Source organism: Intestinibacillus sp. NTUH-41-i26, assembly GCF_032769475.1.
GTDB lineage: Bacteria > Bacillota > Clostridia > Oscillospirales > Butyricicoccaceae > Agathobaculum > Agathobaculum ammoniilyticum.
The window spans coordinates 2629737-2648081 of sequence record NZ_CP136477.1 but is presented as its reverse complement, the minus strand read 5'-3'; the positions used below and the strand labels follow the sequence as shown (position 1 = coordinate 2648081).

General features: G+C 67.2%; 19 protein-coding genes and 1 riboswitch. All 19 genes read left to right on the top strand.

Features of this window, described 5'->3' with window-relative positions:
- Window positions 1-64 precede the first annotated feature (64 nt).
- The 19 genes from cbiQ to cobT all read left to right on the top strand — a co-directional run bounded on the left by cbiQ (window position 65) and on the right by cobT (window position 18314).
- On the top strand, window positions 65-853 hold the full coding sequence (cbiQ, locus tag RX717_RS13730; protein ID WP_054327005.1) for a cobalt ECF transporter T component CbiQ: 789 nt from the start codon (window positions 65-67) through the stop codon (window positions 851-853).
- Window positions 854-865: 12 nt separating this feature from the next.
- Window positions 866-1699, top strand: a complete 834-nt coding sequence (locus RX717_RS13725; RefSeq protein WP_107631596.1) for an energy-coupling factor ABC transporter ATP-binding protein — start codon at window positions 866-868, stop codon at window positions 1697-1699.
- 73 nt (window positions 1700-1772) lie between these two features.
- Window positions 1773-1966, top strand: a riboswitch (cobalamin riboswitch).
- A 153-nt stretch (window positions 1967-2119) separates the two neighbouring features.
- A complete protein-coding gene (locus RX717_RS13720) occupies window positions 2120-2863 on the top strand; it encodes an energy-coupling factor ABC transporter permease (protein WP_054327003.1) in 744 nt (247 codons plus the stop codon).
- Between the two features lie 3 nt (window positions 2864-2866).
- The gene (locus RX717_RS13715; protein WP_107631597.1) at window positions 2867-3199 is read left to right on the top strand and encodes an energy-coupling factor ABC transporter substrate-binding protein; all 333 of its coding nucleotides are present in this window, start codon (window positions 2867-2869) and stop codon (window positions 3197-3199) included.
- Between the two features lie 82 nt (window positions 3200-3281).
- Entirely contained in the window at window positions 3282-4418 is a 1137-nt protein-coding gene (gene cbiD, locus RX717_RS13710; protein WP_242977907.1) for a cobalt-precorrin-5B (C(1))-methyltransferase CbiD, read from the top strand.
- Complete coding sequence (gene cobI / locus RX717_RS13705) at window positions 4415-5107, top strand: precorrin-2 C(20)-methyltransferase (RefSeq protein ID WP_054327000.1); 693 nt, start codon at window positions 4415-4417, stop codon at window positions 5105-5107. Before cbiD ends, cobI begins: the two co-directional genes overlap by 4 nt.
- Window positions 5104-5859 carry a precorrin-4 C(11)-methyltransferase gene (cobM, locus tag RX717_RS13700; RefSeq protein ID WP_054326999.1) on the top strand — a complete coding sequence of 252 codons (756 nt, stop codon included), beginning with the start codon at window positions 5104-5106 and terminating at the stop codon, window positions 5857-5859. The genes cobI and cobM overlap by 4 nt, the downstream gene beginning before the upstream one ends.
- A complete protein-coding gene (locus tag RX717_RS13695; RefSeq protein WP_107631598.1) occupies window positions 5856-6881 on the top strand; it encodes a cobalt-precorrin 5A hydrolase in 1026 nt (341 codons plus the stop codon). Before cobM ends, RX717_RS13695 begins: the two co-directional genes overlap by 4 nt.
- 24 nt (window positions 6882-6905) lie before the next feature.
- Window positions 6906-8108 carry a glutamyl-tRNA reductase gene (hemA, locus tag RX717_RS13690; RefSeq protein ID WP_054326997.1) on the top strand — a complete coding sequence of 401 codons (1203 nt, stop codon included), beginning with the start codon at window positions 6906-6908 and terminating at the stop codon, window positions 8106-8108.
- Window positions 8105-8833 carry a precorrin-3B C(17)-methyltransferase gene (gene cobJ, locus RX717_RS13685; protein ID WP_054326996.1) on the top strand — a complete coding sequence of 243 codons (729 nt, stop codon included), beginning with the start codon at window positions 8105-8107 and terminating at the stop codon, window positions 8831-8833. Before hemA ends, cobJ begins: the two co-directional genes overlap by 4 nt.
- Window positions 8830-10038: a precorrin-6A reductase gene (gene cobK / locus RX717_RS13680; protein ID WP_107631599.1), complete on the top strand. Its 1209-nt coding sequence runs from the start codon at window positions 8830-8832 to the stop codon at window positions 10036-10038. The genes cobJ and cobK overlap by 4 nt, the downstream gene beginning before the upstream one ends.
- A complete protein-coding gene (hemC, locus tag RX717_RS13675) occupies window positions 10031-10894 on the top strand; it encodes a hydroxymethylbilane synthase (RefSeq protein WP_107631600.1) in 864 nt (287 codons plus the stop codon). The genes cobK and hemC overlap by 8 nt, the downstream gene beginning before the upstream one ends.
- Window positions 10891-12378 (top strand): uroporphyrinogen-III C-methyltransferase, encoded by a 1488-nt coding sequence (gene cobA, locus RX717_RS13670; RefSeq protein ID WP_054326993.1) that lies wholly within the window; start codon window positions 10891-10893, stop codon window positions 12376-12378. Before hemC ends, cobA begins: the two co-directional genes overlap by 4 nt.
- Window positions 12379-12382: 4 nt before the next feature.
- Window positions 12383-13369, top strand: a complete 987-nt coding sequence (gene hemB / locus RX717_RS13665) for a porphobilinogen synthase (RefSeq protein WP_054326992.1) — start codon at window positions 12383-12385, stop codon at window positions 13367-13369.
- Window positions 13369-14652 (top strand): glutamate-1-semialdehyde 2,1-aminomutase, encoded by a 1284-nt coding sequence (hemL, locus tag RX717_RS13660; RefSeq protein WP_107631601.1) that lies wholly within the window; start codon window positions 13369-13371, stop codon window positions 14650-14652. The genes hemB and hemL overlap by 1 nt, the downstream gene beginning before the upstream one ends.
- A gap of 63 nt (window positions 14653-14715) precedes the next feature.
- Window positions 14716-15912 carry a precorrin-6Y C5,15-methyltransferase (decarboxylating) subunit CbiT gene (gene cbiT, locus RX717_RS13655; protein ID WP_107631602.1) on the top strand — a complete coding sequence of 399 codons (1197 nt, stop codon included), beginning with the start codon at window positions 14716-14718 and terminating at the stop codon, window positions 15910-15912.
- Window positions 15902-16366 carry a nucleotide-binding protein gene (locus tag RX717_RS13650; RefSeq protein WP_316960393.1) on the top strand — a complete coding sequence of 155 codons (465 nt, stop codon included), beginning with the start codon at window positions 15902-15904 and terminating at the stop codon, window positions 16364-16366. Before cbiT ends, RX717_RS13650 begins: the two co-directional genes overlap by 11 nt.
- The gene (locus RX717_RS13645) at window positions 16312-17259 is read left to right on the top strand and encodes a cobyrinate a,c-diamide synthase (protein WP_316960392.1); all 948 of its coding nucleotides are present in this window, start codon (window positions 16312-16314) and stop codon (window positions 17257-17259) included. The genes RX717_RS13650 and RX717_RS13645 overlap by 55 nt, the downstream gene beginning before the upstream one ends.
- A complete protein-coding gene (gene cobT, locus RX717_RS13640) occupies window positions 17256-18314 on the top strand; it encodes a nicotinate-nucleotide--dimethylbenzimidazole phosphoribosyltransferase (protein WP_107631604.1) in 1059 nt (352 codons plus the stop codon). Before RX717_RS13645 ends, cobT begins: the two co-directional genes overlap by 4 nt.
- Window positions 18315-18345 lie beyond the last annotated feature (31 nt).

Genomic DNA, 18345 nt, shown 5'->3' with positions numbered 1-18345 from the left:
GTTGACAAATGGCGGGGTTGGCTCTACAATAAGCACAATATCGGACGGGAAAGGAGAGGGGGATATGCGCCATAACGGACACGGCGTGCGCTCGGTCGATCATCTGGCATACTGCTCCGGCATGAACGACTGGAACCCTGGGTTCAAAGTCGTGCTGTCGCTGGGGACGCTGGCGATCTGTCTGGCGGCAGACCGCGCGGTGGTATCCCTTGCGGTGATCGCCGTGCTGGCGTGGCTGCAAAACGTCAGGGGCGGGGTGCGGCTGTCCGCCTATATCGGACTTTTACGGGCGCCGCTGGTCTTCCTGTTGCTGGGCGGGCTGGCGGTGGCGTGCGATATTTCCCGCGTGCCGGCCGGTGACTGGAGCCTGCCGTTGCCCGGGTTTTATCTCTGTACCGACTGGGACCGCGCGCGCTTTGCGTGCGGCCTGGTTCTCAAAGCGCTTGGCGCGGTGAGCGCCATGTATCTGCTCGCGCTCACGACAACGGCCTGCGAGCTGGTGTCGGTGCTGCATCGGGTCCGTTTGCCTAGCCTGCTGACCGAGCTGATGTATCTGACCTACCGGTTTATTTTTGTGCTGCTGGATACATATGGCCGTATGTATGACGCGGCGGCGGCACGACTGGGCTGGCGGGATTTCCGCACCTCCTGCCGCTCGTTCGGCGGCACGGCGGCCAACCTGCTCGTCGTGGCGCTGCGGCGGTCGAGGAATTATTCGAATGCGATGGCGGCGCGAGGCTATGACGGCGCGCTGCACTTTTTGGAAGAGAAAAAGCCCCTGCGGCGCGCGCAGGTGGCTTGGACGCTGGTATTCTGGACAGCGCTGCTGGCCATGCGGCTGGCGGCAGGATAGAAAGGAGCCGCGATGCGGGAAATCGTTTTTCGGGCAAAGGACCTGTATTTTTCCTACGACGGGAAAAAGAACGCGCTCGATGGCGCTTCGCTCGACCTGTACGCGGGGGAGCGGCTGGCGGTTTTGGGGGCCAACGGAGCGGGAAAGTCAACGTTTTTCCTGTGTCTGAACGGCGTGCTGGCGCCCGACCGCGGCACGATGCTGCTGGATGGGGAACTGATCGGGAAAAAGGAGCGCGGGCGGCTGTGTCGACGGGCGGGCATTGTGTTTCAGAACGCGGACGACCAGATCATTGCGTCCACCGTTGCGGCCGAGGTTTCGTTCGGCCCGATGAACCTGCGGCTGCCGGAGGCGGAGGTTGCCTGCCGCGTGGAGCACGCGCTCGACTACATGGAGCTGCAGCCGTTCCGCGCCCGTCCGCCACACGAGCTGTCTGGAGGGGAGAAAAAACGCGTGACGATCGCGGACATCCTGGCGATGGAAAATGACATCCTGCTGTTCGACGAGCCGGGTGCGTCGCTCGATCCGGCGGGAGAGGAGCGGTTGGAGGCTGTGCTGGACCGCCTGCATGCGGACGGCAGAACGCTGGTCATTTCCACACATGATATGGATTTCGCCTACCGCTGGGCGGACCGGATCGCAGTGTTCTGTGCGGGCCGCGTTTTGGCGGCGGGCGCACCGGAGACGGTGTTTCGGGATACGCGCCTGATGGCGCGCACGCATCTGCGCCCCCCGCTGCTGCTGGATGTGTTCGACCGACTGGCGGCGCGCGGCTTTGTGCCGGCGGGTGCCGCCTGCCCCAAAACGCCGGATGGGCTGGAGGCTCTGCTCGGTAGAGAAAAATAGCAAAGCCGCCGGCGCGGCCTTGAACAGCGCGCGCGGCTATGCTATAATACAACCAGCTTCTTCCGGCCGGATCGCGGTACGGATACAAAAAGGTGCCTGCCATTTCTCCGGCAGGATAATAGGGAAAGAGGTGTGATTCCTCTGCGGTCCCGCCGCTGTAAGGGCAGAGTCCGCCGCCAGACGAGAGCCACTGGGTCATCCCGGGAAGGCCGGCGGAACGGATGATGACGCCCAAGCCAGAATACCTGCCCTTTTGGATGGAAGCGCATAGCGGTTACGAGTGATAGCCGGTGTGCGGAAAGCCTGCTTTTACCAAGGGGGAAGTGGGCGTTCGATGCCGGTCCGATGCGTGGGAAGCATTTGGATGCGGTGTTTTTTACGGCGGCCCCAACGGGGCCGGTCAGGAAAGGAGAAAATAAAATGACAGGTAAACAACGAAAGCTGGTTCGTATCACGGCATGCGCGGCATTGCTCGGCTGCGTTCTGCCCACCGCGGGCGCCATGCATATCATGGAGGGTTTTCTGCCGCCGGCGATGTGCGTTCTCTGGGGCGTGGCCGCGCTGCCCTTCCTGCTGGCAGGGTACTTTTCCCTCCAGCGGGCGGTCGTGCGCGACCGGCGCTCGGTCACGCTGATCGCAATGGCGGGGGCGTTTATTTTTGTGATCTCGTCGCTGAAGATCCCGTCGGTCACCGGCTCCTGCTCGCATATGACGGGTACTGGTCTGGGCGCGATCCTGTTCGGCCCAAGCGCGGTGTCCATTCTTGGCGTGATCGTGCTGCTGTTTCAGGCCATTCTGCTGGCGCACGGCGGCTTGACGACGCTGGGGGCGAATACCTTTTCCATGGCGGTCGCGGGGCCGTTTGTTTCGTTCGGCATATACAAGCTGTGTCAGAAGCTGAGAGTTAATAAAATGGTATCGGTTTTTCTGGCGGCAGCACTGGGTGACCTGCTCACCTACTGCGTGACCAGCCTGCAGCTCGCGGTGGCGTACCCGTCTGTCGTGGGTGGCGTTTCAGGCTCGGCGGTGGAGTTTCTGGGGGTTTTTGCGCCGACGCAGCTTCCGCTCGCCATCCTGGAGGGTGTGCTGACCGTGGCCGTCATGATTATGCTGGAATCCTATGCGCGTCCAGAACTGTGTGCCGTCGGCTTTGAGGAGGGATAAGGAATGACCAGAAAAAACAAATCGTTGCTGATTGTCCTGCTCCTGCTGTGTGTGGTGCTGGTTGCCGGTCCCGTGTTCGCGCTGCGCGGCGCGGAGTTCGGCGGCTCGGATGACGCGGGGAGTATCAAGGTGGCGGAGATCACGGGCGAGGATTATGAGCCGTGGTTCACACCGGTGTTTGAGCAGTTGCTCGGTGGTGAACTGCCGGGCGAGCTGGAAAGCCTGCTGTTCTGCGTGCAAACCGGCATAGGCGTGGGTGTGATCGCCTTTTTCCTTGGCCGGTTCGTGGAGCGGAAGAAGCAGGAGACCGCGCGCGGACAGGAAAAAGAAAAATAAAAGGAGAGCAGAGCGGGAGAAATGGACCGCTCTGCTTTTCTTACCTTTCATCAAGGATGCTTTGCGGAAAGGAGGGCCGTCTGTGCGGGGAAATACCATAGCGTACAGCGGTGGGCAGGCGTTGCGGCGCGGCTGGACGACCGGCTCCTGCGCAGCGGCGGCCGCGCAGGCGGCTGCGCTGCTGCTGCTGACAGGGCGGGCGCCCGCTGTGATCCGGCTGGAAACGCCGGGGGGAGTGTTGTTTTCCCTGCCGGTAGAGGGGCCGCATCTGGAAGGTGGCGCGGCGGTCTGCACGGTGCGCAAGGACGCGGGCGACGACCCTGACGTTACCAATGGCGTGCGTATTTCAGCGGCGGTGCGCCGCGCGGCTGGCGGCGTCACGATTGACGGCGGCGCGGGCGTGGGACGGGTGACAAAGCCCGGCCTTTCCGTGCCGGTAGGCGAGGCGGCGATCAACCCGGGGCCGCGCGCGCAGATCGCGGCGGCGGTCGCCCGAGCTGCGCGGGAAGCGGGTTATGCGGGCGGCTTTTCGGTTATCCTTTCTGCAGAAAACGGCGCGGCGCTAGCAGAACAGACCTACAACAGGCATCTGGGCGTGGTGGGTGGCATCTCCATTCTGGGTACGAGTGGCATCGTGGAACCCATGAGCGAAAAGGCGCTGGTCGATACCATCCGGCTTGAGCTGGACAGCCTGTACGCGCAGGGACAGCGCATCGCGTTCCTGTGTCCGGGAAACTACGGCGCGGATTTCGCGCGGGACACGTTGGGCCTGGAGCTGGGGCGCGCGGTCAAATGCTCAAATTTTATCGGGGAGGCGCTCGACCACGCGGTTTACCGCGGCTATCCGGATATCCTGCTGGTCGGCCATGCGGGAAAGCTGGTCAAGCTGGCGGCCGGAGGGATGAACACCCACTCCTCGGTCGCGGACGGGCGGCAGGAGATCTTCACCGCGCACGCGGCGCTGTGCGGGGCGGGACAGGATACGCTCGCGGCGCTGATGGAGGCGGTCTCGGTGGATGCGTGCGTTGCGGCGCTGGACAAGGCCGGCCTGCGAGAGCCGGTGCTCGCCCGCATTGGAAAAGCGATGGAGGAACGGCTCGCGCGTCGGCTGAAACAGCGGGCGCATGGGGCGTTTATCATGTTTACAGGACAGTACGGCGTGCTGGCGGAATCGCCGGACGCGCGGCGCCTGTGCGGGAAGCTGAGGGAGGATGTATGAGCAAAGGAAAGCTGTACGGCGTGGGTGTGGGGCCGGGGAACCCCGAACTGCTGACTGTCAAAGCGGTGCGCGTGATTCAGGAAAGCGACGTGGTGGCTGTGCCGCAGGCGGGTGCGGGCGAGCAGGCCGCGCTGGCGATCGCGGCAGAGTATATCGGGGACAAGCCGGTGCTTCACTGCGATATGCCGATGACGCGCGACCGCGCGGCTCGGGACGCCAGCCATGATCGTGCCGCGGACACCATCTGCGCTTTGCTGGATGAGGGAAAAACGGTTGCGTTCCTCACCTTGGGCGACCCGTCTGTGTACTCAACCTGCTGGTATGTCCACCGGCGCGTCGCCGCGCGGGGGTACGCGGTGGAAATGGTACCCGGCGTCCCCTCGTTCTGTGCGGCGGCGGCCGCGCTCGGCCGCGCGCTGTGCGAGGACGACGAGATGCTGCACATCATTCCCGCGTCGCACGGCGCGTTGGACGCGGCGCTCGACCTGCCGGGCGGCAAAGTGCTGATGAAGGCGGGAAAGGCTATACTCGAGGTGCGCGACAGGCTGGCCGAGCGCGGCGTGCTACAGAACGCCGCGCTCGTTGAGCGGTGCGGCATGAAAGGCGAACGCATCGTGTCCGAGCTGGATACGCTGGACGACCCGACCGGATATTTTTCCATTATTCTGGTCAAGGAGGATAAGGCATGATCTATTTTGTCGGCGCGGGCGCGGGCGCGCCCGACCTGATCACCGTGCGCGGCGCGCGCCTGCTGGGCGAGGCGGATGTCATCGTTTATGCCGGCTCGCTGGTCAACCCCGCGCTGCTGGACTATAAAAAGCGGGGCTGCGCGGTGTACGACAGCGCGAGGATGACGCTCGAGGAGGTAATCGCGGTGATGGCGCCCGCGGCGCGGGCGGGCCAGACCGTCGTGCGTCTGCACACGGGCGACCCGTGCGTGTACGGCGCGCACCGCGAGCAGATGGACGCGCTCGACCGCCTGGGGCTGGACTATGAAGTCTGCCCAGGCGTATCCTCGTTCTGCGGCGCGGCGGCGGCGCTCCGCGCCGAGTACACCCTGCCGAACGTCAGCCAGACGGTTATCCTGACCCGCATGGAAGGGCGCACGCCCGTGCCGGAAAGCGAGCGGATCGAAGCCCTTGCCGCGCATGGCGCGACCATGGTGGTTTTCCTATCGGCGGGGCAGCTCGAAAAGCTGTCCCAGCGGCTGCTCGCGGGCGGCTACGCGCCCGACACGCCGGCGGCGATCGTCTACAAGGCGACCTGGCCGGATGAGAGGATCGTCCACACCACGGTGGCGGGGCTGGCCGAGGCCGGCGCGCGCGCGGGCATCACCAAAACCGCGCTCATCACGGTCGGCGGCTTTCTGGGGGAGGAGTACGATCGCTCTCGGCTGTACGATCCGTCGTTCGCCACCGGCTTCCGCGAGGCGAGCCGATGAAGCACGCGAAGCTGGTGTCCTTTACCGCCGCCGGGGCGCAGACCGCGGCGCGGTGCGCGGCGTTCCTGCCGGATTTCCGCTGCGAGCGGTATGCCCGCACGGTAGACCTTTCGCTGTCCGGCACGAGCCTTGCGCGCTTTGCGCAGCAGGCGATGGTGGACTGCGACCTGATTGTATTCGTGGGCGCGGCGGGCATCGCGGTGCGCGCGGTCGCGCCGTATCTGATGGGAAAAGCGTACGATCCGGCGGTCATCGTGATCGACGAGGCGGGAAGGTTCGTCATCCCGCTCCTGTCCGGCCACCTCGGCGGTGCGAACGCGATAGCAGAGCGCCTGGCGGACGGCCTTGGCGCGCAGGCGGTCATCACCACCGCGACCGACGGGCGCGAGGTGTTCGCGGTGGATACCTGGGCCAGGGCGCACGGCTGTGTGGTGGTGGACCCGCAGCAAATTAAATATGTGTCCGGCGCGCTGCTGCGCGGCGAGACGGTGGGCGTGCGGTCGGATTTTCCGGTGGACGGGCGGCTGCCCGCGCACATCAGCCTGCAGGCCGACGCGGAGAGCGGCTTCGCGATCAGCTACGACACAAAGGCCGCGCCGTTCGCGCATACCCTGCACTTGGTACCGCGCCTTGTGCATATCGGCATCGGCTGCCGGCGGGGGACGCCCGTGGAACGGATCGAGGCGGCGGTGCGGGCGGCGCTGGGCGCGGCGGGCGTGCCGCGCGGCGCGGTATGCGGCGCGGCGAGCATCGACGTGAAACGGGACGAGCCGGGACTGCTGCTGTTCGGCGTACAGAACGGCCTGTCGCTTGCGTTCTTTTCCGCAGAAAAGCTGCGGCGGACGACGGGGGACTTTACCCCGTCCGCCTTTGTCGAGCAGGCCGTGGGTGTGGATAACGTGTGCGAGCGGGCGGCGGTGTGCGCGACAGGCGGCGGACGACTGCTGTGCCGCAAGACCGCGCGGGACGGCGTGGCTGTGGCGCTTGCGGAGCGGTCGTGGCGCGCGCGGTTTGACGGATAAGACGAGATGGGGAGGACTGCTGTTGTGGAGCTGAGGATGGCGGGCATTGACTTTGTTCATGCGCCGATCGAAAAACGGGAGAGGGTGTCGTTTGTACGCGGTCGGGTGCAGGCGCTTTTGCCATGCATCGCGGCGGCGGAGGGCGTAGCGGGCTGCGTGCTGCTCGCGACCTGCAACCGCACCGAGCTGTACCTGCACGGGGCGGCCGGCACCCCGCCCGACCCGCTGGCGGTGCTGGCGCGCGCGGCGGGCTTTGACGCGGCGGCGTACCGTCCGCTGAGCGTTTCCCGCACGGGACGGGATGCGGCGCGCCACCTGTTTTCGGTCGCGGCGGGGCTGGAAAGCCAGATCTTCGGCGACGATCAGATTATCTCCCAGGTGCGGGATGCGGCGGCGCTCGCGCGCGAAGCGCGAACCGCGGACAGCGTGCTGGACACCCTGTTCCGGCACGCTGTCACGGCGGGCAAGCGTGTGCGCGCGGAGACACGGCTCACCGGCGTACCCGTGTCCGCGGCAGAGGCCGGCGCGCGGTGCGCGGAAGGTTTTTTCGGCTCGCTCGCGGGCCGGCGCGCGGTCGTGATCGGCAATGGGGAGATCGGCCGGCTGGCCGCGGCCGCGCTGCGTGCGCGCGGCTGCGCGGTGACGGTGACGCTGCGCAGCTACCGCCACGGCGAAACCGTCGTCCCCGCGGGTTGCGACACCTGGCCGTATGACGCGCGGTGCGAGGCGCTCGAGGGCACGGACCTCGCAGTGAGCGCAACGGCAAGCCCGCATTTCACCCTGACCGCCGTGCAGGTGGCGGCGATGGCTCAGCCGCCGCGCCTGCTGCTCGACTTGGCCATGCCGCGCGATATCGAGCAGGCGGTGGGACAGGACGGGCGCGTGACGCTGCTCAATCTGGATGATTTGGGCGACTTGGGAGACCATAACGCGGCGGCACGTGCTGCTGCCGCGCGTATCCTGGAGGAAGAGGAGCGGGCGTTTTACGAGTGGCATGCCTACCGGCAGGCGCTGCCCCTGATTGCCGCGGTCAAGGATACCGCGCTCGACCGCCTGCGCTTCGACCACGCCTACGGCGCCCTGTACGCGGACGGAGATATGGACGGCTTGGCCGAGCTGGCGGTGAACAAGACCGTCGACCTGATGCTGGGCGGTATGAAGGATAAGGTGGACGCCGAAGCCATGCGGGCGTGCCTAGCGCATATCAGAAAGGGGAGCGGCAGATGAAGCTGTATTGTATCGGGATTGGGCCGGGCGGCGTGGAGCAGATGACGCTGCGCGCTGCGCGCGCGCTGGAGAAGTGCGACTGCGTGGCGGGCTATGGGCTGTACCTCGACCTGATTGCGGAGTTGATCGAGGGCAAGGAGCGCATCCAGACCGGCATGACAAAGGAGGTCGACCGCTGCACTGCGGCGCGCGACGCGGCGCGGGCGGGCAGGACGGTCGCGGTCGTCTCGTCCGGAGACGCGGGCGTGTATGGGATGGCCGGCCTGTTGCTCGAGGTGTGCGGGGACGATCCGGCGATCGAGGTCGAGATTATCCCCGGCGTCACGGCGGCCTGCGCGGGCGGCGCGGCGCTGGGCGCGCCGCTGACCGGCGACTTTGCATGCGTGTCGCTCTCCGACCTGCTCACCCCGTGGGAGGTCATTGAAAAGCGGCTGCGCGGCGCGGCGGCGGGCGATTTTTGCATCGCGCTTTATAACCCCGGCAGCAAAACGCGCACCAGCCATCTGCGCCGCGCCTGCGATATCCTGCTCGAGACCCTGCCGCCGGAAACCGTGTGCGGGCTGGCGCGCAGCGTCGGCCGCGTGGGCGAAAGCCATACGCTGACCACGCTGGGCGCGCTGCGGGACACCGCGGCCGATATGCTGACCACGGTGCTCATCGGCAACAGCCGCACGCGCGTGGTGAACGGCCGTATGGTCACACCGCGGGGGTATCGGGGCGTATGAGGCTGGTCGTTTTTTCCGGCACGAGCGAGGGGCATGCGCTCTGCCGTTTCCTGTCTGCGCGCGGCGCGGTGGCGGACGTATACGTTGCCACCGAATACGGCGCGGCGGTCATGGAGCCGATGCCCGGCGTTGCCGTGCACGAGGGGCGGCTGGACGCGGACGGGATCGCGGCGCTGGTGGACGCGGAAACGCTGCTGGTGGACGCGACGCACCCTTACGCCGCCGCCGTGACCGATAATCTGCGTGCGGCGTGCGCCAGGACCGGCGCGCAGTATGAGCGCCTGCTCCGCCCCGCGCTGGACGCGGCGGGCGTGGCCGCCGTACCCGATACGGCGGCGGCGGTCGCTTGGCTGAACGCGCACCCGGGCAAGGTGCTGCTGACCACCGGCAGCAAGGAGCTGGAAGCGTACACTGCGGTCGAGGGCTGGCGGGAGCGCCTGTATCCGCGCGTGCTGCCCAGCGTGCCGGTGCTGGAAAAATGCGCGGCGCTCGGCTTTGCGGGCGCGCACATCATCGCCATGCAGGGGCCGTTTTCGCGGGAGATGAACGCCGCCCTGCTGCGGCAGACCGGCGCGACCATCCTGGTCACCAAGGATACCGGCGCGTCCGGCGGGTTCGCGGAAAAGCTGTCTGCCGCGCGCGAAACCGGTGTGACTGTGCTGGTCGTGGCGCGCCCGTGCGCGGAAAACGGCCGTACGCTGGAGGAGATGCAGGCGTATCTGGCGGGCAAGCTCGGGCTGGCAGGACCAGCTCGGGCGCAGAGGGAGAGCCTGCCTCGCTTTCCGCTGTTCGTATCGCTTGCGGGCAAAACCTGCGTGGTGTTCGGCGCGGGCAGGATCGCCGCGCGGCGCATCGGCGTCCTCAGGCGGTTCGGCGCGCGGGTCGTCACCGTCGCGCCCGAGGACAGGGCGTGCGTGGGCCTGACCCACTGCCGCGGCTATGAGAAAAGCGATCTTTCGGGGGCTTTTCTGGCAGTCGCGGCGACGGACGACCGGACGGTCAACCGCCGCATCGCGCGGGACTGCGCTGCACGGGATATCCCGTGCAGCGTGGCCGACTGCGCGGCGGCGTCCACCTTTTTCTTTCCCGCCGTCTGCGAGGGCGGCGGGCTGACCGTGGGCGTGGTGTCGGACGGCTCGGCGCACGGCAAAACGGCTGCGGCGGCAAAGCGCATCCGCGCGGTATTGGAGGAATTTGATGATTAAAGTAGGAAGCCGTGACAGCCGCCTCGCGGTCGTGCAGGCCGAGGAGGTCTGCCGTGCGCTTGGGGACTGCAAGCTGATTACCATGAAGACCACGGGCGACAGGATCATGGATAAAACGCTCGACCAGGTGGGCGGCAAGGGGCTGTTCGTCAAGGAGCTTGACTGCGCGCTGGCCCAGGGGCGCATCGACCTGGCGGTACACAGCCTGAAGGATGTGCCGATGGAACAGCCGGCGGGGTTACCGCTGGTCGCGTATACCCGCCGCGCGGACGCGCGGGACGCGCTGGTGCTGCCGCAGAGCGGCGCGTGGGACAAAACAAAGCCCATCGGCTGTGCATCGGCGCGGCGGCGCGTGCAGCTTGCGGCGCTGTTTCCAGAGATCGCGGTCAGGCCGGTGCGCGGCAACGTGCAAACGCGGCTGCAAAAGCTCGACAGCGGCGAATACGGCGCGCTCGTGCTTGCTGCGGCGGGGCTGCATCGTCTGGGGCTGCAGGACCGCATCACGCGGTATTTTTCACCGGACGAGCTGCTGCCCGCGGCAGGGCAGGGTATTCTGGCCGTGCAGGGCCGCGCGGGGGAGTTGGAGGGCGCGGCGCGCCTGCTGGACGACGCGGACGCGCGCGTTTGCGCGCTGGCCGAACGGGCGTTCATCCGCACGCTCGGCGGGGGATGCTTCGCGCCGGTGGCGGCATATGCCGAGGCCGAAGGGGCGTATCTCCATCTGCACGGGCTGTATGTCACTGCGGACGAGCGGACCGTGGTGCGCGGTGCGGTCACAGGGCGGCGGGAGCAGGCCGCGTCGCTCGGCCGCTCTCTCGCCCTGCAGCTTCGGACACAGGCGGAGGGAGCGCTATGACAGGAACAGTAACGCTGGTTGGCGCGGGTCCGGGCGGGCGTGGGCTGCTCACGCTTGCGGGCGCGGAAGCGATCGCCCAGGCGGACGCGGTCGTATACGACCGGCTGGTGGACGGGAGCGTGCTCGACCTGCTCCCGCTGCACGCCGTGCGCGTGGACGTGGGCAAGGAGAGCGGGCGGCATCCCGTGCCGCAGGATCAGATCAACGAGATACTGGTATGTCTGGCGCGGCAGGGCAAAACCGTTGTGCGGCTCAAGGGCGGGGATTGCTACCTGTTCGGCCGCGGCGGCGAGGAGTGCGAATACCTGCGGGAAAACGGCGTGCCGTTCCGTGTGATTCCAGGGGTGACGAGCGCGTTCGCCGCGCCCGCGTTTGCAGGCATTCCGGTCACGCACCGCGATTGCTGCTCGTCCGTGCATATCGTCACCGCGCATGCGCGCGCGGGCAGGGCGCTCAAAATTGACTTTGCGAGCCTGGTGCGGCTGGACGGTACGCTGGTCTTTCTCATGGGACTGTCCGCGCTCGAACAGGTGACGGATGGCCTGCTGACCGCCGGCATCGCGCCTGATATGCCCGCCGCCGTAATTGAAAATGGCGCGCGCGGCACCCAGCGTAAGGTGGTGGCGACGATCGCCGGCTTGGCGGACCGAGTGCGCGCGGCGGGGCTTCGCAGCCCAGCGCTCATCGTCGTGGGCAGGGTGTGCGGCCTGAGCGATACGCTCGACTGGTTCACGTCCCTGCCGCTGCACGGGAAGACCGTGGTCGTGACTCGGCCGCGCGGGCGGGCGGGAACGCTCGCCGCGCGCCTGCGCGCGCTAGGGGCGGAGGTGACCGAAGCGCCGTGCATCGAGACGGTCGAGCGCACGGACACGCGGCCGCTGGCGGATGCGCTCGACCAGCGCCACGACTGGGCGGTGTTCACCAGTCCGGCGGGCGTGCAGGCGGCGGTACACGCGCTGCGCGCGCTCGGACGCGACCTGCGCGCGCTGTACGGGATGAAGCTGGCCGCTATCGGCCGCGGCACGGCGGACGCGCTCGCGGACTGTGGTCTGACCGCTGACCTCCTCCCCAGGCAGTACGACGGGGCGCATCTCGCGGACGCGTTGATCAGTGCGATGCCGCAGGGCGGCGCGGCGCTGCTGCTACGCGCGGCGCAGGGCGGGCGTCTGCTGCCCGAAAAGCTCGCCGCCGCGGGCGTGCGCGTGACCGACGTGCCGCTGTACGACACCGTGTACCGCTGTGAGAAGGCGGATGCCATACGCGCCCTGCTGGAACAGGGCGCGGCGGACGTTGTGACCTTTACCAGCGCGTCCACGGTCGAGGGCTTCGTGCAGGCGGTGGGTGCGGCGGGCTGCGCCGGCTTTACCGCGCTGTGCATCGGCGGGCAGACCGCACAGGCCGCCCGCCGATATGGGATGAACGTAAAAGTCGCGGCAAACGCGACGATAGAGGATATGATCGCCTGTTTATTGGAGGGAGTATAAGAATATGTTTGACCAAACCATCCGCCCTCGCCGCCTGCGCGCGTCGGATAACCTGCGCCGGCTGGTGCGCGAAACGCGCATTTCCCCCGAAAGCCTGATCTGGCCGGTGTTCGTGATCGAAGGGGAGGGCGTTTATGAGGAGATCCCATCCCTGCCCGGCCAGTACCACTATTCGCCCGACCAGCTTGGGCGCATGGTCGAGCGGGCGCACGCGCACGGCGTGTCCCGCGTCATCCTGTTCGGCCTGCCCGCGCATAAGGATGAGCGCGGCTCGTCCGCGTGGGATGAAAACGGCGTGGTCCAGCAGGGCATTCGCAAAATCAAGGCGCTCGCCCCTGAAATGTATATCGTCACCGACGTGTGCATGTGCGAGTATACCTCGCACGGGCATTGCGGCATCCTGTGCGGTCATGACGTGGACAATGACAAAACGCTCGAGGTATTGGCGAAAACAGCGGTCAGCCATGTGCGCGCGGGCGCGGACATGGTCGCGCCGAGCGACATGATGGACGGCCGCGTCGCGGCCATCCGCAGGGCGCTGGATGAGAACGGCTTTATCCATGTACCCATCATGTCCTATGCCGCCAAATACGCGTCGTCCTTTTACGGGCCGTTTCGGGAGGCGGCAGGCTCCGCGCCTGCGTTCGGCGACCGGCGCTCCTACCAGATGGACCCGCACAACGGCCGCGAGGCCATGCGCGAATGCGCGCTCGATGCGGCCGAGGGCGCGGATATCCTGATGATCAAGCCCGCCATGCCTTATCTCGACCTGATGTACCGGTGCAGGCAGCGGTTCGACCTGCCGGTTGCGGCGTATCAGGTGTCCGGCGAATACGCGATGATAAAAGCGGCGGCAAAGGCCGACCTGATCGACGAATACGGCGTGATGTGCGAGAGCGCGGTGTGCATCTACCGCGCGGGCGCGGACATCCTGATCACCTACTATGCGCCCGAGCTGGCGGACGCGATCCGGAAAGGGGATATCGGCTGATGACCAGATCGGAGGAATGGTTTGAACGCGCGCAAAAGGTGCTGCCCGGCGGGGTCAACTCGCCTGTGCGCGCGTTCCGCGCGGTGGGCGGCAGGCCGCGCTTTATCGTCAAGGGCCTGGGCAGTCACGTGCTGGACGAGGACGGGCTGGAATATATTGACTATGTCGGCTCCTGGGGGCCGATGGTGCTCGGCCACAGCCATCCGGATATTTTGAAAGCGGTGTACGACCGCATGGTGTGCGGACTGTCCTTCGGCGCGCCGACCGCCCTCGAGGTAGAGATGGCCGAAAAGATGATTGGGATGGTGCCGCACATCGAGATGGTGCGCATGGTCAACAGCGGCACCGAGGCGGTGATGAGCGCGGTGCGTCTGGCGCGCGGCGCGACTGGACGGGACAAGCTGATCAAGTTTGAGGGCTGCTACCACGGCCATTCAGACGCGATGCTGGTCGGCGCGGGCAGCGGCGCGCTCACGCAGGGCGAGCCGGATTCCAGGGGAGTCACGCGCGGCGCGGCGCAGGATACGCTGATGGCGCAGTACAACGACCTTGCCTCGGTCGAGCGCCTGCTGGATGCCAACCCGAATCAGGTCGCGGCGGTGATTGTCGAGCCGGTCGCGGCGAATATGGGCGTCGTCCCGCCGAAGGACGGCTTTTTGCAGGGACTGCGCCGCCTGTGCGACAAGCACGGCAGCCTGCTCATTTTTGACGAGGTCATCACCGGCTTCCGACTGGCGGCGGGCGGCGCGCAGGAATATTTTGGCGTGCGCGCCGACTTGGTTACGTTCGGCAAGATTATCGGCGGCGGCATGCCGGTCGGCGCATACGCGGGCAGCCGCGCGCTGATGGAGCAGGTCGCGCCCTGCGGGCCGGTGTATCAGGCGGGTACGCTGTCCGGCAATCCTGTCGCGATGGCGGCGGGGCTGGCGCAGCTTACGATATTGGCCGACCATCCCGAGGTGTACACGGTGATGGAGACCGGGGCACGGTATATCGCCAACCACCTGCGCGAGAGCGCGAAAAGGCATGGCGTGGCTCTGCAGGTCAACCAGATCGGTTCGCTGTTGTGTCCGTATTTTACAGAACAGCCGGTGGACTGCTTTGCCGCCGCTCAGGAAAGCAACACAAAATTATACGCAAAGTATTTTAATGAGATGTTATTGCGAGGGGTGTATCTTGCGCCCAGCCAGTTCGAAGCCATGTTCGTTTCCTCGGCGCACACACAGAACGACCTGGCCTGCACGGTGCAGGCGGTGGAGGAGAGTATTGCTGCGCTCGCATAGAGGGCTTCAAAAGCATCCTATACGAAAAGACGTTCCAACACTCCGGTTGCAAAGAGGTGTTTTATGTCCCGCACATTCTATATTGTCGGCGTGGGGATGGGCGCGCCGGACGGGCTGACCGGCGAAGCCCGACGCGTGCTTGACGCATCCGATACGGTGTTCGCTACCGCACGGCTGGCGGCGGTGTGCGGCCGCGCGGCGGTCTGTCCATTCGACCGGCTGGCGGCGCAGGCTGTTGCGGCGGGTGCGCAGACCGCTGCCGTGCTGGTGTCGGGCGACGTGGGCTTTTTCAGCGCAGCCGCACGGCTGCGCGGACAGCTTGCGCCGCACGGCACGGTGCAGCTGGTACCCGGCCTGTCCAGCCTGCAGTATTTCTGCGCAAAGCTGGGCGCGCCGTATGACAATGTGTGTGTGCGCAGCCTGCACGGCCGCGCGGGCAGCATCCTCGGCGCGGTGAGCTACCACAAAAGGACCTTTGTGCTTACGGGAGGCGCGCAGGCCGCGCCTATCGTGTGCCAGACGCTCGCGGACGCGGATCTGGGCGGCCTGACCGTACACCTGGGCGAAAACCTCGGCGCGGCGGACGAGCGCATCGAGACCGGCGCGGCGGCGGTGCTGGCGGGCAAGCCCTGCGGCGGCCTGGCCGTGCTGCTGATCGAGCATCCGGACGCGGCAAACGCCCGCGAGCCGGTGCGTGACGCGATGCTGGCACGCGGGGACGTACCCATGACCAAGGAGGAGGTGCGCTGGGTGTCCGTATCCAAGCTCGCGGTGCAGCCGCGCGACACCGTGTGGGACGTGGGCGCAGGCACGGGCGCGGTAACGCTTGAGCTGGCGCGGCGTGCGTCCGACGGGCTGGTGTATGCGGTCGAGCGGAGCGCGGACGCGGTAAAGCTGCTCGGGGAAAACCGCCGCAGGCTCGGCGGGTATAATGTGCGCATTATCGATGGCGCGGCGCCGGCGGCGCTCGAAGCCTTGCCCGCGCCTGACTGCGTGTTCGTCGGCGGGAGCGGCGGCGCGATGCGGTGCATTTTGCAAGCCGCAAAGCGTAAGAATCCAGCCGTGCGCGTGGCAGTCAACGCCATCGCGCTGGAAACGCTGCACGCGGCGCAGGCCGCGCTGGCGGAGCTGGGTTTCGCGGAGATCGAGGTCGTCCAGCTTGCCGCCGCGCGCGGCCGGGTGGTCGGACCGTATACCATGATGACTGCGAACAATCCGGTGTTTATCCTGTCGGGGAAAGGGGACGGCCATGCAGAGTAATGCGCCCCGCCTGCTGCTGGCGGGTACCGGCTCGGGCTGCGGCAAGACCACCGTGACCAGCGCGCTGCTGCGCGCGTTCCAGCGGCGCGGCGTGCCGCTCGCGGCCTTCAAGTGCGGGCCGGATTACATCGACCCCATGTTCCACACCGCCGCTCTCGGCGTGCCGAGCCGCAACCTCGACCTGTTTTTTGCAGAGGCGGCGGCGGTGCGTGGCCAGCTTGCGCGGCACACCCCGCCGGACGGGCTGGGAGTGATCGAGGGTGTCATGGGCTTTTATGACGGCGTGCTGGACGGATCGGGCGCGACCGACCGCGCCTCGGCGGCGCACCTCGCGCGCGCGACCGATACGCCCGCCGTGCTCATCGTGCGGCCGGGGGGCAGTCGCTTTCCCTGGCCGCGGTGCTGCGGGGCTTTCGGGACTTTGCGCCCAACACCCTGCGCGGCGTGCTGCTGAACGGGATATCACAGGCGATGTACCCGTTTTACAGGGCGGTTGCGGAGCAGGCGGGCCTGCGGGTCTATGGCTTTCTGCCGCCCGTGCCGGAAGCGGTGGTTCCGAGCCGCCATCTCGGTCTGCTGGCCGCGGACGAGGTCAGCGGGCTGCAAGGCAAGCTCGACCGCCTCGCGGACGCGGCCGAACAGGGGGTTGACCTCGACGGGCTGCTGGCCCTCGCGCGTTCTGCGCCGCCGCTCACTGGGGAAAGCGCGCGGCCTGTCCCAGCCGTGGATAGGCCGGTGCGCATCGCGGTCGCGCGCGACCGGGCGTTCTGCTTTTATTATGCGGAAAATCTGGACATCCTGCGCACGCTCGGTGCGGAGCTCATCGAATTCTCGCCGCTCACGGATGAAAAGCTGCCCCGGGCGGTCGACGGCCTGTACCTCGGCGGGGGTTACCCCGAGCTGCACGCGGCAAAGCTCGCCGCCAACTGCACCATGCGGGATAGCGTCCGCGCGGCGGTGCAGGGCGGCCTGCCCACGGTGGCGGAGTGCGGTGGCTTTTTGTACCTGCACCGCACGCTGAACGGATGTCCAATGGCCGGCGTGCTGGATGCGGACGCGCGCATGACGGAGAAGCTCCAGCCGTTCGGCTATGTGACGCTGACCGCCCAGCGGGACAACCTGCTGTGCTGCGCGGGGGAGACCCTGCGCGCGCACGAGTTCCACTATGCGCAGTCGGACGATGCAGGGTACGCGTTCCGAGCGGAAAAGCCGAACGGCCGCGCGTGGGACTGCATCCATGCGTCGGAGACGCTGTACGCGGGCTTTCCGCATCTGTATTTCGGGGCGGCCGCCCCAGTCGCGGAAAATTTTGTGCGCAAATGTGCAGAATGGAGGGACAGGAGATGACGCTGGAACAAACAATCGCTTTGGTCAGGCCGCTGTGCGGGGAGAGCATGGACGCGGCGCGCCGCCGCTTTTCCGATATCGCTATGCCGCTCGGCAGCCTCGGGCTGCTGCAGGAGGCGGTGGTGCAGCTGGCGGGCATCCAGCGCACGGCACGGCCAGAAATCGGCCGGCGCGCCGTGGTGGTGTTCTGCGCGGATAACGGCGTGGTCGCGGAGGGCGTGACCCAGTGCGGGCAGGAGGTCACGGCCGTGGTGGCCGAAAACATGGGGCGCGGGCAGTCCACCGTCTGCCTGATGGCGCGGCGGATCGGCATGGATGCGTTTCCCGTCGATATCGGCGTGGCGCGCGATGTGCAGGGCGACCGCATCCTGCGGCGCAAGGTGCGGTACGGCACGGCGGACCTGCTGGAACAGCCTGCCATGACGCGGGAGGAGGCGGTGCGCGCGGTGGAGACCGGCATCAGCCTGGCGGAGCAGTGCGCGGCGGACGGATACCGCCTGCTGTGCGGCGGTGAAATGGGCATCGGCAATACCACGACCAGCGCGGCCGTGACCGCCGCGCTCACCGGTGCGGATGTGTATACGGTCACCGGACGTGGCGCGGGTCTGTCCTCCGCGGGCCTGTCGCGCAAGGTGTGCGTGATCCAGACCGCGCTCGCCCTGCACCGGCCGGATTCGGACGACCCGATGGACGTGCTGCACAAGGTCGGCGGGCTGGATATCGCGGGGCTGGCGGGGCTGTACCTCGGCGCGGCGGCCTGCGGCCTGCCCGCTGTGCTGGACGGTGTGATTTCGTGTGCGGCGGCGCTGCTCGCCGTGCGGCTGTGTCCCGCGGCGGGCGATTACCTGATCGCAGCGCACCGGCCGGAGGAGCCGGCGGGAAAGCTCCTGCTGGAGCGGCTGGGGAAAACGCCGATGATCGCGGCCGGCCTGCGGCTGGGCGAGGGGACGGGCGCGGTCGCAGCGGTCAGCCTGCTCGACCTGACGCTGGCGGCGTACGATGGCATGGTCAGCTTCGCGGAAACCGGCATCGAAGCCTATACGCCGCAGGCATGAGGGCGGCGGGCTGGTCCATCCGGCAGGGAGA